Here is a 14,459-nt window from a genome sequence, read left to right on the forward strand (position 1 = left end):
CCTAGCCTCCGCGCCGCATCATCATTGGCCCGCCAGAGCCACTGGGTCCACCTGGGCCGCCCGAACTGGAATTCAGACGCGCGCCAGTTGCGTTGACGACAAGGTCTCCTTCTTCGAGGCCAGAAACGATTTCGGCATTGATGTTGTTGTTGAGCCCTACCTCCACGCGCACCCGCCGCATCTCCTCACTGGCCGGATCATAGACTGTGACCATCGCGCCGCCATCCGGCCCCTGCCTTGTAACCAGGCCGGAGGGTAGGGACAGAACGTTGCGCGCCTCCGCCAGAACGATGGTCACCGATGCCGTCATCGAAATGCGCAGGCGATGATCGGGATTGGGCACCTCGAACAGCCCATTGTAATAGACCGCACTGCCCGAACTGGACGTGTCATTGGCGATCGAGGTCGGCGCCGGTTCGATTTCGCGCAGCGTCGCTTCGATGCGTCGGTCCGGTTCGCCCAGAATGGTGAAATAGACCTTCTGGCCAGCGCTGACCTTGACCACATCGGCTTCCGATATCTCGGCCTTGATGACCATGGTGTCCAGGTTGGCGATCTTGGCAATCGTCGGCGTCGCCGAATTGGCATTGAGCGTCTGCCCTTCCTCGACCAGCAAGGCGACCACGGTGCCATCGGCCGGCGCCACGATCTGGGTGCGCGCCAGATCGAGTTCGGCGGACTCCACCGTCAGTTCCGCCTGAGCAATCTGCGCGTCAAGCTGGTCAATCTGCGCCCTGGCCTGTTCCACGGCGGCCTGCGCTGTTTCCAGCGCCGTCTGCGAGACCAGGCTATTGGCGTTCAACTGCTGCTGCCGCGTCAGCGCGGTTTCCGCCTGGGCCAGAATGGCCTCCTGATTGCGTCGCTGCGCCTGTATGCCCGCCAGCGCCGCTTCGGCCGATTTCACCGCGTTTTCCTGATTGAGACTGTCAATCTCGGCGATCAGATCGCCACGGGATACATTGTCGCCCAGGCTCACATGCACCGCTTTGATGCTGCCAGACACTTCCGCGCCCACGCTGACCAGCGCGCTCGCCTCCAGCACGCCCGAGGCCAACACAGTGGTCTCGATATCCCCGCGCCCGACTGTCACCGTATCGGGCGTGGTGCTGGCCTGTGTCGGGGCCAGGAAATACCACCAGCCCGCCGCAGAACCACCGCCCAGGAGGATCAGAACAAGCAGGAAATTGACAAAACGCTTCATGGCTCGGAATGGCCCAAATAGAGTCAGTATGCGTTTCCCATAAGCCCAATGGGTGGCAAATTCACGTTAGCACTGGGTAAGGCGCATTAAACTTTGGAAATGTTGACGCGGGCAGGAAGTGCGGTCCACCCTGCGCGCCAACTGTTGACCACCCCTCCAGGACCCATCATGTATTCGCTGCTCGATCCCAGCCGCTTCGTTGTCTTCATCACCGGCGCCACTTCCGGTTTCGGCGCCGCGGCAGCCCGCCGCTATGTCGCTGCAGGCGGCAAGGTGATCGCGACCGGTCGCCGCGAGGACCGCTTGCTGGCACTGCGCGACGAACTTGGCCATGACAAATGCCACATCATCCCGCTCGATGTGCGCGACCGCGCCGCCATGGAAGCGGCCATCGCCGCCATTCCCGCACCCTTCGACCAGATCAATATCGTGCTCGCCAATGCCGGCCTGGCTCTCGGCCTGCAGCCGGCGGCCGAGACGGACTTGCATGACTGGGAGACCATGATCGACACCAACATCAAAGGGCTGGTTTACACGGTGCGCCTGCTGTTGCCGGGACTTATCGCTCGCGGCGGCGGCCATGTGGTGACCCTGGGATCGGTGGCGGGTGAATTTGCCTATCCCGGCGGCTCGGTCTATGCCGCCTCCAAGGCCTTCGTTAAGCACTTCGCCCTCGCCATCCGCTCGGACCTGCAGGGCAAGAATGTCCGCGTCACCGATATCGAGCCGGGGCTGACCGAAACCGAATTTTCCGTGGTCCGCTTCAAGGGCGATGAGGATAAGGCGGGCAATGTCTATGCCAACACCAAGGCCATGACTGCCGAGGACATCGCCGAGTCCATCTTCTGGGCCACGTCGCTGCCCGAACACGTCAACGTCAACAAGATCCAGCTCATGGCCACCACCCAGGCGATTGGACCGTTCGACATCTACCGCGAGCAATAAGCTAGAGCCCCAGGAACGCCACCGTATCCGGATCGACGGGAATGCCTTCGGCGCGCCGCCGGTCCAGCTCTTCCCATTCCCTGTCGCCCGGCGCCATCACGCGCCCGCCCTCGCGCACCGGGGAACCGCGCAACGCCGTCAGATAGGTGGTAATCGCCGCCCCAAAAGCGGCCCGGCCGGCAAATTTGGCCGGGTCGATCACCAGCACGAAATGGCCCATATTCCGTGGCGTCGAAATATCATCGCCGCCATACATGGGGATGAAATCAGGATCGAGCGTGGTCCCTGTGAGCAGCGCCGAGAACAGCGTCGCTACCCCGGCGAGGGCCGCGCCCTTATAGCCGTAATCCGTGCCCCCCAGCGGCAGCAGCATGTCGGCTTCATGCGGGTCGGTGGTCATCTCGCCATCTGGGGTTGCTGCGACACCTACGGGCAAAGCCTTGTCGAGCGAACGATGCAGCAGGACCCGGTTGAGCGGAATGGAGCTGGTCGCCATGTCGAGGAGCCACGGTCTGCTCCCCGGCACGGGCGCGGCAAAAGCCAGCGGATTGGTCCCGTGAAATTTCTGCGCGCCGTCAAACAGCGCCACCATGGAATCAGTATTGGTGGTGGCAAAGGTGACAAAGCCTTCTTCGGCCCCCGCCAGCGCATAGGCCCCCGCCGCCCCCAGATGCGAGGAGTTCTTGATACCAACCGCCCCTACGCCGGCCTCCCGCGCCAGTTCCATGCCAACCTCGACGGCCTTGTAAGCCGCGTAATGCCCCAGCCCGTCAGCGCCATCCACCATGGCGCTGCCCGCACCGCGCTTGTCCACGCCAAGCTGCGGATCCTTGCTGAGCCGGCCGCCGGCCAGCATCCGGCAATAATGCCCGGTCAGCCGCACGCCATGACTGTCGACACCCACCAGCGAGGCATGCAGCATGGCTCTGGTCGCCGCTGCCCTTGAGGCATCACTGGCGCCTGCCTCGGCCAGGCGCATCTCGACGCGCTCGGCCAGCAGGGTTTCGGTAAAACGGGGGGCTTCACTTTCCACGACGCATCATCCTCATAGACCTCAATCTGAGCCTTTTGATATGCACCATGCGGTCTTGGCGTATTGCGTGTCCACCATCATGCCTCAGACGCATGGCCCATACCCAACTTTGTGCTGGCACTGACCGCCCACCGGGTTATGCTTGGACAACAAAGTTGAGACTGCCCCATGCCAAACGCCATCGATCCGATTACCCGCAATCTCTGGCACGTTGTTGCCGCCACCAACGAACTGCCGATCGGCCTGATAGAAACCACGCTGCTGCTCGACACTCCCCTGGCGCTGACCCGCGGCAATGATGGCGAGCCCGTCGTCTGGCTGCGCAGCGATGAGGAGCAAGGCGACGAGATCGACGCCGAGACGATCGTCGAACGCCTGCCCGTCCGCACTGCCTATGGCTATACCTGGACCTGTCTTGGCACCCCGACCGATGACCTCTTCCCGATTCCGGAGTTTGCCGAACCCGACCGGGTCAACATGAGCTGTGGCTCCATCGGCATTCATGTCTCCGCGCCACGGGCGGTCGAGAACTTCCTTGATATGGGCCACTTCCCTTACGTCCACACCGATATTCTGGGCTCTGAACCGCACACCGAGGTCAAGGAATACGACGTCGAGGTGTCCGAGGAGCGCGACGAGGTGCTGGCCACCAGATGCAGGTTTATGCAGCCCCGTGCGGCCAAGTCGGCGACCCAGGCCATGGAAGTGGAATATGTCTATCGCGTGCCGCACCCGTATTGCGCGGTGCTCTACAAGTCCTGCCCCGAGGATGAAAGCCGCCGCGACGTGATCGGCATTTTCCTCCAGCCCATGACCGAGGAACGCTGCCGCGCCCATCTGTTGCAGTCGATGATCGATTCGACCTCGACCATTACCGACCTGCGGCGCTTCCAGCAGACCATTTTTGGCCAGGACAAGCCGATCCTGGAAAATCAATATCCCAAGAAACTGCCGCTCGACCCGCGCGCCGAAACCCCGATCCGCGCCGACAAGAGCGCCATCGCCTATCGCCGCTGGCTGAGCCAGAAGGGCATTACTTACGGCGTGATCCCTCAAGCGAGCTGATCGCCCAGGTTGCCGCCTCGTACGCCAAGGGCCCCCGGCAACCAGTCCACAATATCTGCAGTCGTGGCGCGACTGCCGGCCTTGACGGACAAGCCATATGCCCCTGAGCCTTTCCGACCCCAATTGGTATCCCATCGCCTCGAGCGAGGACCTGCCCTTCCGCCATGTCTATCAGGGCCAGCTGCTTGGCCGGGAGCTCGCTGTCTGGCGGGCCGACGATGGCAATGTAAATGTCTGGGAAAACCGGTGCCTGCATCGCGGCGTGCGCCTTTCCATCGGCATCAATGAAGGCCAGGAACTCAAATGCCAATATCATGGCTGGCGCTACGCCAACCAATCCGCAGGCTGCACCTATATTCCGGCCCACCCCGCCGATGCCCCGGCCCGCCGCATCGAAAACCGCAAATATCCGGTGAAGGAAGCCTACGGGCTGATCTGGTCGTCGGCCAATGACGAAAAGCCCTTTGTGCCCTTCCCGGGAGCCGTCGGTGAAGACTGGTTTGCCCTGCGGCCCATGCCGGTCAATGCGGCACCCGGGGATGTGGTAGCCGGCCTCGCCCGTCTTGCCCCCGACGATCAGCCGGCGGACCTCTTGCCGGGCATGACGGTGCGCCTCGGCGACGTGGTCTATTTCGTCCAGCCTATCGACGCCGGACGCGCCGTGATCCGCGGCCTCCTGCCCCGGACCCCGACCGACGAACTGGCGACCCTGCGCCACTACAACGAACAGCTGACCCGTTTGCGCGACCGGCTCGAACGCGCCGCGGCGAAAAAGCCCGCGCCCGAACCGTTGCAGCCCATCTATGAAAAGGTCTCGGCGGACCTTGCGACAATGCCCGACATTGCCGTGCCGCGCGGCAATACGCTCAATGTCGTGGTCAAGCGCAAATGGCAGAGCGCCGACGGCGTCATCGGCTTCGAATTGGCCGACCGCGACGGCAGCCACCTGCCCACCTTCCAGCCCGGCGCCCATATCGATGTGCACCTGCCCAACGGGCTGGTCCGGCAATATTCTATCACCAATGGCCCCGGCGACCTTCTCAGCTATGTCATCGGCGTCAAGCAGGAGAGCGCTTCAAAAGGCGGCTCCAAGGTGCTGGTTGAAACCGTGCGCGAGGGCGATGTGCTGGCCATTTCCGAGCCGCGCAACAATTTCCCGCTGCGCCGCGACGCCACCCGCACCGTGCTGATAGCCGGTGGCATCGGCATCACCCCCCTGCTCTCCATGGCGCGCTTTCTCGACAAGTCGAGCCTGCCCTATGAGCTGCACTACTTCACCCGCAATGGGGAAAGCGTCGCGTTCAAAAGCGAACTGGATGTGCTGCATGGTGCGGTCCACATCCATACCGGTCTCGCCCGCGACGCGATCCAGGGCACCATCAATCAAGTGCTCGGGCCACACCAGTTCGCCAATCATGTCTATATCTGCGGCCCCGGCGCCATGCTCGAAATGGTACAGGAGACAGCGTCCGGCCTCGGCTGGCCCGACGAGGCAGTGCATTTCGAATACTTCCAGAACGACAAGACGATCGACGCCTCATCCGCCTTCGATATCGAACTGGCGCGCTCGGCCATGACGCTGCATGTGCCGGCCGGCCACACCATTCTCGAGGTGATGCGCGAGGCTGGCCTGTCTGTCCCTTCCTCCTGCGAACAGGGCGCCTGCGGCACTTGCCTGACCACCGTCATGGAGGGCGAGGTCGACCATCAGGACGTCTATCTCAACAAGAGCGAGAAGGCGTCCAACACCTGCATGATGACCTGTGTGAGCCGTGCGAAATCGGCGCGCCTGGTGCTGGATATCTGACCCATGGCCATTACCCTTTACGACTTCGAGCTCTCCGGCAATTGCTACAAGCTGCGCCTGTTGATGAGCATTCTTGGGCTCCCCTATGACATCGTGCCAGTGGATTTCTTCCCCGGCCGCGAGCACAAGGCCGACTGGTTTCTGCGGCTCAATGCCTTCGGGCAATTGCCGGTGCTTAAGGACGACGATCTGGTACTGTCCGACTCTGGCGCCATCCTCGCTTACTTGGCGAAAAAATACGATGCCTCCGGCCAATGGTTCCCGAACGATCCGGCCATCACCGCCGAAATTCTGCGCTGGCATGCCGTCGCCGACGACATCACCTCCACCAGTTCTGCGGCCCGCCTGGCGCTGGGTTATGACTATGCTTTCGACATCGAGAAGAGCCAGAACGGCGCCCATCGCATTTTCCGGCTGATCGATGAGCATCTCTGGTTCGGCGAACGCGAGGGGCGTGACTGGCTCTGCTCTCCGTCCCACCCGACCACGGCAGACATTGCCTGTTTTCCCTATGTGATGCTCTCCGAGGAAGGCGGCATTTCGCGCCAGGATTACCCAGCCCTCCGGCGTTGGACCGACCGGGTGCGCCGTATTCCCGGCTTCACCGTCATGTCGGGCATCTTTCCGGCCGGGCCAGCGAAGGTGGATTAAGTCCAAATTCCGAGGCACTCGCCGAGGCCACCCCTCCTCCGATAAGGGGGAGCTAGTGTGGGGGTACTCCGCCTCAACCCCTAGCCCTCCGCCGCCATTCCCGCTATTGCCTTGGTCAAACTGAGGAGAAAATCCCATGATCATCGAACCCAAGATCCGCGGCTTCATCTGCACCACCGCCCATCCAACCGGCTGCGCCACCAATGTGCAGCGCCAGATCGATCATGTGGTGATCAAGGGCCCCATCCCGTCCGGGCGCAAGCGCGTTCTGGTGCTAGGCTGTTCGACCGGCTATGGCCTCGCCTCTCGCATCGTCACCACCTTTGGCTCTGGCGCCGATACTGTCGGTGTGTCCTTTGAACGCGAGCCGGGCGAGACCAAGCCCGCATCGGCCGGCTGGTACAATAACCGGGCCTTCGAAAATCGCGCCCGCGCCGCCGGCAGCAAGGCCGTCACCATCGAGGGTGACGCCTTTTCCAATGAAGTGAAGGCTCAGACCATTGAGGCCATCAAGGAGACGCTCGGCCAGGTGGACCTGATCGTCTATTCGCTGGCCTCCCCGGTCCGCACCGACCCCAAGGACGGCGTCACCTATCGCTCGGCCATCAAGCCCTATGGCAGCCAGGTCACCTCCAAGACCCTCAACACCGGCACCGGCGAAGTCTCCGAGGTCACTGTGGAGCCGGCCACCGAGGAAGAGGCAGCCGCGACCGTCAAGGTGATGGGCGGCGAGGATTGGGAACTCTGGATCGCTGCCCTGTCTGAAGCAGGCGTGCTGGCTGACGATTTCGCCTCGCTCAACTACACCTATCTCGGCAGCGAGCTGACCTGGCCGATCTACCACAAGGGCACTCTGGGCAAGGCCAAGGGCGACCTTGACCGCGCCGCCGCCGCCATCCGCGCCGCCCATGGCGACCAGGCCGCCCATGTCGTGGCGCTCAAGGCCGTCGTCACCCAGGCCAGCTCAGCCATTCCGGTGGTACCCCTTTACGGTACCCTGCTCATCAAGGTCGAAGACGAAATGGGGCTGGGCGAAGGCCCGATCCACCAGATCGACCGCCTGTTCCGCGACAAGCTGCAGGGCACCATCGTGCTCGACGACGACAACCGTATCCGCGTCGATGACTGGGAACTATCCGACGCCATGCAGGCCGAACTGAAAAAGCGCTGGGCGGTGCTCAACACCGAAAACCTCGCCGAACTCGCCGACCTGCCGAAATACCGCGAAGAATTCATGCGCCTGTTCGGCTTTGCCGTTGGCGGCGTGGATTACTCCAAGGATGTCGACCCGCGCGTGGTGGACTGAACGACGCTCACCTTCCCTTCTCCCCCAAGAAAAGGGAGGGAAAGATCGGTCTGTTCAGTATCCTCGGCGACCACCAGAACGGCCCCTCCCCCTGTCAGGGGAGGTTGGGTGGAGGTATCCTACTCTGACCAGTATTCGTGCTGGTCACCCTGCCAGTCGCGCACGGTAAAACATCCATCCGACCCGGTAATGGAGGCCGCGCCGATATCTGCCTTGCCATAGCCGCCGGGAATATCGAGCACATAGACCGGCTGGCACAGCCCGGAAATCCGGCCGCGCAGCGCCTGCACCAGGCGCTGTCCTTCCTCGATGCCGACACGAAAATGCCCAGTACCCGGCGCCAGGTCCGGGTGATGCAGGTAATAGGGCCGGATACGGTTTTCGACAAAACCGCGCATCAGCGCCGCCAAGGTCTCGACATCATCATTGACGCCCTTGAGCAACACGCTCTGACTGATCAGCGCAATCCCTCCTGCAAGCATCCGGTCGAACCCGGCTTTCGCCGCCGCCGTCAATTCGCGCGGGTGGTTGGCATGCACCGCCAGATAGGTCGTCTTGCCGCTCGCCGTCAGCGCCGCGACCATTTCATCATCAATCCGCTCGGGCTCCACCACCGGCACCCGCGTGTGGAAGCGGACGATTTTGACGTGCTCAATGCCCGCCAGCCGCTCCATCAGGTCACGCAACCGGCGCGGCGACAGCACCAGCGGATCACCACCGGTCAGGATCACCTCCCAGATTTCGCGATGCGTCGCGATATAGCCGATGGCCGCATCCAGCTCGGCAGCCGTCAGCGTCCCCAGCCCCTGCGGCCCCACCATTTCCCGCCGAAAGCAGAACCGGCAATAGACGGGGCACACATGCACCGCCTTGAGCAAAACCCGGTCGGGATAGCGATGCACGATCCCTTCCATCGGCGAATGCGCAAGATCGCCGATCGGATCGGTCCGCTCCTCCGGTGTCGTGGTCAACTCACTGGCCGTGGGCACGAATTGCCGCGCAATCGGATCATCCGGATCGTCCGGATCAATCAGGTCCAGCACTACCGGAGTAATGCCAATAGCGTATTTTTCGGCGACGGCACCGAGCTCTGCATCTGGCGCAACGAGCCTCGCCGCCTTCAGATCCGCCACGGATTTGACCGAAGAACCATTCATTCCGCCACCGGCGCCCACAACACCGCCTCGATCCGCTGCGCGCCGGTGGCCAGCATCACCAGCCGGTCGAACCCGAGGGCAACTCCACTGGCCTCGGGCATGAACTCTAGCGCTGCCAGGAAATCCTCGTCGATCGGGTAGCGCTCCCCATAGATGCGCCGCTTTTCGGCCATTTCCGCCTCGAACCGTACGCGCTGTTCGGCTGCGTCCGTCAATTCGCCAAAACCGTTGGCCAGTTCCACTCCGGCTGCATAGACCTCGAAACGTTCAGACACGCGATGGTCACCCGGCACCCGCCGCGCCAGTGCCGCCTCGCAGGCCGGATAGCGGTCTAGCACCGTCACCCGCCCATTGCCCAGGGCCGGCTCGACCTTCTCCACCAGCACATGCGTGAACAGATAGCTCCAGCGCCGGTCCTCCGGCAGCGCCATGCCCACTCGCAACAGCTGCTCGGCCAGTGCCGCATCGTCCGGCACGCCGTCGGCATCCATGGTCGCCAACAGGTCGATGCCCGCAAAGCGCTCGAACGCCTCGGCAACGCTGATCCGCTCCGCTACGGCAAGCGGATCGCAGACCCGGTCGCGAAACTCAAACTGCCTGATCCCGGTCACCTCTGCCGCCAGCCGGATCATGGCCAGCGTATCGGCGATAATTGTCTCATAGGGCGCGCCTGCCCGATACCATTCGAGCATGGTGAACTCGGGATGGTGCAAGGCGCTGCGCTCCCGATTGCGCCAGACATGTTGCAGACTCGCAATCCGGGTTTCCCCTGCGGCCAGAAGCTTCTTCATGGTGAATTCGGGCGAGGTGTGCAGATACATGCCCTGCCCGACCCCATCATTGCCGATCATCTGCGTGCCAAAGGCATGCAGATGCGCCTCATTTCCCGGCGAGCGCTGCAGGCCCGGCGGATCGACGACCAGGAAGTCCCGTTCGGCAAGCCAGCCGCGCACCCGGGCCTCGATACGCGCCCGCGCCAGCAATGCCGGCCGCCGGTCGGCATGGCGGTCAGGATGCCACCAGGGCGATGTCTGGGATGCCGTCATTGATGGGTTTCTTGCCGTCCGGTCTGGCGAAAGGGCGCGGAATAGGGTATCGGGCGCACCACATAGACATATTCCGGCGCCCGGACGGCCCTGCCTCTAGCCCGCGCCAACGATACGAACAAGGAAGAAATATGGTCAAGGTCATCGCCTCGTCGCTACGCAAAGGCAATGTCGTCGAGCAGGACGGCAATCTGCATGTCGTGCTGACGGCGGAAAACGTTCACCCCGGCAAGGGTAATTCGATCACCAACGTCAACATGCGCCGCATCACTGATGGCGTGAAGGTCGTTGGCCGCTGGCGCACTGTGGAAATGGTCGAAAAGGCCGACGTTGACGATCGCGAGTACGACTATCTCTATTCCGACGGCGAGGGCCACCACTTCATGGAGCCCCAGACCTATGAGCAGATCACCGTCCCCGACGACGTGATCGGCGACCAGAAAGCCTATCTCACCGACGGCATGAAGGTACACCTGATGACCCATGAAGGCATCGCGCTTTCCATGGAACTGCCCCAGCGCCTGACCTTCGAGATCGTCGAGACCGAGCCGGTGGTGAAAGGCCAGACTGCCTCTTCGTCCTACAAACCTGCGGTCCTCAACAACGGCCTGCGCGTCATGGTCCCGCCCCATATTGGCACCGGCACCCGCATCGTCATCCTCACCGAAGACAATTCCTACGTCGAACGCGCGAAGGACTGAAGTCCGGCGCCGCGGCGCGGCGTCAAAACCCTCCAGTGGAGGGTTTTGAGGACTTCGGGCCCGGAGACCTATGGTAGAAGGGCGGCCGATCATCAGGCCTTGAGAGCTATGCTCGAAAGGCGAGCCACCGCTTCGGCAGCACCCCCCCCAGTGGGGAGATTTTAGGCGATCAGGCCCGCAGACTGCGCACCGTGCCAAGGGCAAATTTGCGCCGGTGGAGCAATTATAGATGCTGGCCACGAGACTTGCGGTCGAGTGGCAGGTCGAAGGGCCTACCACTCCACCTGCACAATACAAAAACGGGCCCTCTCGGGCCCGTCTTCTTGTGTACGGACGCTCTGACTACGCCGCCGCCTTCAAATTCACCGAACTCTTGGCCAGCTTGGTCAGTTTCTCGTCAGTGGCTTCTTCTTCCTTGAGCGTCTCAAGGAACAGATCCAGTGCCTCGGTATGGCCAAGCTGCTTGGCCCAGGTCGCCAGCGTGCCATAGCGGGCGATCTCGTAGTGCTCAACAGCCTGCGCCGCCGAGACCAGTCCGGCATCGAGCGCCTGGGTGCCCTTGAACTCGTCCATGATCTCCTTGCCCTCCTCGATAATGCCGAGAATGGCATCACAGGTCTTGCCGCGCGGGTTCTTGCCGAGCAGTTCGAACACTTTCTCAAGCCGCTCGACATGCACCTCGGTTTCGGCCTGGTGCTGTTCGAACCCGGCCTTGAGGTCGGGTGACACGGCAGCCTTGGCCATCTTGGGCAAGGCTTTCAGAATGTGCCGCTCGGCGAAATAGATGTCCTTGAGCGTATCGAAAAACAGATCGTCCAGTTGCTTTTCAGCCATTTGTCTTCAGCTCCAGTTGGCATTGGAATGATGACGCTGGCTCTGCAACGGCGCCATTGAACCGAAGTTCCGGCGCTGCCCGATCACATCTGAAAGGCGCTAGACGCCGAAGCGCTCGCACAACCACGCCATCTGCTGGCGATCCTGGAACGGCCCGCCGCCCTCGTGGTTGTTGAACTCATAATCGATGATGGTCTTGTCGGTGCCCGCAAAGGCCTTGAACGCTCCATAGACGGTCGATGGCGGGCAGATGTCATCCATCAGCGCCACCGAGAACAGCGCCGCTGCCTGGCTTTGCCGGGCGAAATTGACGCCGTCGAAATAGCGCAGCGTCTCGAACACCTTGTCCTTCTTGTCCCGGTGCTGCGCCAGAAACCGCACGATTTCGCCATAGGGGTCGCGCCCAGCCACGCGTACTGCGCGCGGAAAATCACAGAGAAAGGGAACATCGGGCATTACCGCCTTCACCCTGGCGTCGATCCCGGCCACCGCCAGCGCAATACCGCCACCCTGTGAGCCGCCGCAGACCGCAATGCGGTCTGGATCGACGAAGTGCTGGCCGACCAGCGCGTCGATGGCGCGCACGCCATCGGTAAACAGCCGCCGATAATAGTAGTCTTCCCGATTGAGGATTCCCTTGGTCATCACCCCCGGAATCTGGCTGGTCGACCCGACCGGGTCCGGCGTGGCGCCGGTGCTCCAGCCCGAACCCTGCCCGCGCGTGTCCATGCGGAAATAGGCAAATCCCGAAGCCGCCCAATGCAGCAATTCATGGGGAAAGCCCCGTCCCCCGCCATAACCGACATATTGTGCGATCAGCGGAAGCCGGCCCTGCCGGTCCTTGGGCAAAACCAGCCACCCCTTGACCGGATGCCCGCCAAAACCAGGAAAGGTCACGTCGAATACCTCGACCAGCTTGAGCGTGGTCTGCGCCGGCTCGACCTCCACAGCCCCGCCAGCCTGCCGCGCTTGCGCCAGGGTCGCATCCCAGAACGCTGCGAAATCGTCGGGCAGATCCACTGCGCTTTCATAAAGATCAAGGGCCGGATGGACGAGGTCGGGAAAGGGCATATTGTTTCCATAGGGCTGACGATAACCCTGGCAATCTGCCTTCTGCGCATCGAATTATCCAGCCCGCAGAGGCCGATACGCAGACCTTATTGTGCGCGGAACAGGCTGCGGTGATAGCCGACCATGTCCCGCTGCGGCCAGAGCGAGACATTGCCCGGCAGCACCATGTTGCGGCCATGCGCGTCGCTTGGCTCCACCGGCTCGGAGACGATTTCAGGGTGCGAGGTATAAGCACGATAGTCATCGCTGATCAGCAAATGCCCCTTGCCCAGCAGGCCGGCCACAACGGGGTCCACCACAACGGCATTGCCCGGCGCCATTTGCCCGCCATGGCCGAGCGGCTGGAAAAGGAAGACCTCAAGATGTTGATCGGCTTCGTCGGAGGCATAGGCCTGGCCGGTCACGGCGCAGCGATAGTCGTAGATTTCCAGCATGAACTGCCGGAATGGGACGGCATCATCCAGCGCAAAGCCGCGCTGAACGCCTTCGGCGAAGCCAATTGAACGGTCTCTATCCGCCACCGTCGTTCCCCCATTGGGGAAAACACTAGGCGATTTTCTTCCAGTGACAATGGGCTTTTTGCCCACTGTCCCAGTGTTATCGATGACAGAGACTACCGCCCGACCGTCTCGCGATAGTGCTCAAGAACTTTTCCCGCATCGACGCCCGTGCAGATGGTCTGGGCTGGCCGATTTGCCCAATCAGGATGCCCACCCTTGCGGGATTCGGGCATCTGAATCGTCTGGCCAACCGCCACCCCGTCGCGCACCACGATTACCGGCCCCCGGCGCGTTTCGAACCATTCCGGACGCAGCGCATAGGTCACGGCCAGGAGGTCGTGCCCGACCACGCCTGAAAGCCCCATCATTTCCTTGTAGAAGCGGGCATAATGCTCGCACATCTGAGCCAGCAGGGCGCCATTCTCGCCCACTTCGCGCGACAAGGTCTCAAGATAGGTAGTGTCCAGAATGATGTCGTGGGTCACATCCAGCCCCACCACCACGACCGGCCAGTCCGCCGCGAAAATCTCGTCTGCGGCCACCGGATCGCCATGGATATTGGCTTCCGCCGCAGGGGTGATATTGCCGCTGCGGCCCTGATAGCCGAACGCGCCGCCCATGATGATCACCTGCTTGGCCAGCTTGGCCACCTCTGGCTCGGCGCGCAGCGCCAGGGCCAGATTGGTCATGCGCCCGACCGCAATGATCGTAACTTCGCCCGGATGAGCCTTGAGTGTATCGATGATGAACTGGCTGGCGTCGCCGGGCACCAACCCGCTTTCGTCCACGGCCGGAATCTCGATTTCGCCAAGCCCGTTGACGCCGTGAACGATGACCGGTTCGGCCTTCTCCACGCCATCCAGCGTCTTGCCTGCCCCCCGCACCACCGGCGCGGACAGCCCGAAACGTTCTCTGAGAAACAGCGCATTGCGAGTGGTCGTGGCCAGGTCGGCGTTGCCAACCACCGTGGTAATGCCTAGTAGGTCAATTTCCGGCAGCTTGCTCAGGTAAAGCAGTGCCATGGCATCATCGATGCCGGGATCGGTATCAAAAATGACTTTCATCGTCTCGTTCGCTTTCGTGCCGGCCGTTTGAACCGGAATTCGGGATAGGCAATATCCCTTGTTGTTCTAATGTATCGC

Annotated in this window: 14 protein-coding genes; 6 read left to right on the plus strand and 8 right to left on the minus strand. The window is 62.3% G+C overall.

Features of this window, described 5'->3' with window-relative positions; genetic code table 11:
- Position 1: 1 nt before the first annotated feature.
- The gene (locus GO014_RS11590; RefSeq protein ID WP_157290476.1) at positions 2–1,201 is read right to left on the minus strand and encodes an efflux RND transporter periplasmic adaptor subunit; all 1,200 of its coding nucleotides are present in this window, start codon (positions 1,199–1,201) and stop codon (positions 2–4) included.
- Between the two features lie 168 nt (positions 1,202–1,369).
- On the opposite strand from GO014_RS11590, the gene GO014_RS11595 reads away from it, so the two are divergent.
- Positions 1,370–2,146 carry an SDR family NAD(P)-dependent oxidoreductase gene (locus GO014_RS11595; RefSeq protein ID WP_157290477.1) on the plus strand — a complete coding sequence of 259 codons (777 nt, stop codon included), beginning with the start codon at positions 1,370–1,372 and terminating at the stop codon, positions 2,144–2,146.
- A gap of 1 nt (position 2,147) precedes the next feature.
- Here GO014_RS11595 and GO014_RS11600 read toward each other — a convergent pair whose 3' ends face one another.
- Entirely contained in the window at positions 2,148–3,179 is a 1,032-nt protein-coding gene (locus tag GO014_RS11600; protein ID WP_343030923.1) for an Ldh family oxidoreductase, read from the minus strand.
- 168 nt (positions 3,180–3,347) lie between these two features.
- Here GO014_RS11600 and GO014_RS11605 point away from each other — a divergent pair, with 168 nt between their 5' ends.
- The 4 genes from GO014_RS11605 to fabV all read left to right on the plus strand — a co-directional run bounded on the left by GO014_RS11605 (position 3,348) and on the right by fabV (position 8,008).
- Positions 3,348–4,244, plus strand: coding sequence for an aromatic ring-hydroxylating oxygenase subunit alpha (locus tag GO014_RS11605; RefSeq protein ID WP_157290478.1), 897 nt, complete (start codon positions 3,348–3,350; stop codon positions 4,242–4,244).
- Between the two features lie 97 nt (positions 4,245–4,341).
- Positions 4,342–6,051 (plus strand): Rieske 2Fe-2S domain-containing protein, encoded by a 1,710-nt coding sequence (locus tag GO014_RS11610; protein ID WP_157290479.1) that lies wholly within the window; start codon positions 4,342–4,344, stop codon positions 6,049–6,051.
- A gap of 3 nt (positions 6,052–6,054) precedes the next feature.
- Entirely contained in the window at positions 6,055–6,702 is a 648-nt protein-coding gene (locus tag GO014_RS11615; RefSeq protein ID WP_157290480.1) for a glutathione S-transferase family protein, read from the plus strand.
- A gap of 136 nt (positions 6,703–6,838) precedes the next feature.
- Positions 6,839–8,008, plus strand: coding sequence for an enoyl-ACP reductase FabV (gene fabV / locus GO014_RS11620; RefSeq protein ID WP_157290481.1), 1,170 nt, complete (start codon positions 6,839–6,841; stop codon positions 8,006–8,008).
- 119 nt (positions 8,009–8,127) lie between these two features.
- On the opposite strand, the gene GO014_RS11625 is transcribed toward fabV, so the two are convergent.
- Positions 8,128–9,165: a lysine-2,3-aminomutase-like protein gene (locus tag GO014_RS11625; protein ID WP_157290482.1), complete on the minus strand. Its 1,038-nt coding sequence runs from the start codon at positions 9,163–9,165 to the stop codon at positions 8,128–8,130.
- Complete coding sequence (epmA, locus tag GO014_RS11630; RefSeq protein ID WP_157290483.1) at positions 9,162–10,211, minus strand: EF-P lysine aminoacylase EpmA; 1,050 nt, start codon at positions 10,209–10,211, stop codon at positions 9,162–9,164. Before epmA ends, GO014_RS11625 begins: the two co-directional genes overlap by 4 nt.
- Positions 10,212–10,342: 131 nt before the next feature.
- Here epmA and efp point away from each other — a divergent pair, with 131 nt between their 5' ends.
- On the plus strand, positions 10,343–10,912 hold the full coding sequence (gene efp, locus GO014_RS11635) for an elongation factor P (protein WP_157290484.1): 570 nt from the start codon (positions 10,343–10,345) through the stop codon (positions 10,910–10,912).
- Between the two features lie 342 nt (positions 10,913–11,254).
- Here efp and GO014_RS11640 read toward each other — a convergent pair whose 3' ends face one another.
- The 4 genes from GO014_RS11640 to GO014_RS11655 form a co-directional block, all read right to left on the minus strand.
- A complete protein-coding gene (locus GO014_RS11640) occupies positions 11,255–11,746 on the minus strand; it encodes a YciE/YciF ferroxidase family protein (RefSeq protein WP_116588855.1) in 492 nt (163 codons plus the stop codon).
- Between the two features lie 99 nt (positions 11,747–11,845).
- Complete coding sequence (locus tag GO014_RS11645; protein ID WP_157290485.1) at positions 11,846–12,817, minus strand: acetylxylan esterase; 972 nt, start codon at positions 12,815–12,817, stop codon at positions 11,846–11,848.
- Positions 12,818–12,903: 86 nt separating this feature from the next.
- Positions 12,904–13,338, minus strand: a complete 435-nt coding sequence (locus tag GO014_RS11650) for a hypothetical protein (protein WP_157290486.1) — start codon at positions 13,336–13,338, stop codon at positions 12,904–12,906.
- 92 nt (positions 13,339–13,430) lie between these two features.
- A complete protein-coding gene (locus GO014_RS11655; protein WP_157290487.1) occupies positions 13,431–14,381 on the minus strand; it encodes a nucleoside hydrolase in 951 nt (316 codons plus the stop codon).
- Positions 14,382–14,459: the final 78 nt, after the last annotated feature.

The sequence above is a fragment of the Devosia marina genome (assembly GCF_009758415.1).
GTDB classification, from domain to species: domain Bacteria; phylum Pseudomonadota; class Alphaproteobacteria; order Rhizobiales; family Devosiaceae; genus Devosia; species Devosia marina.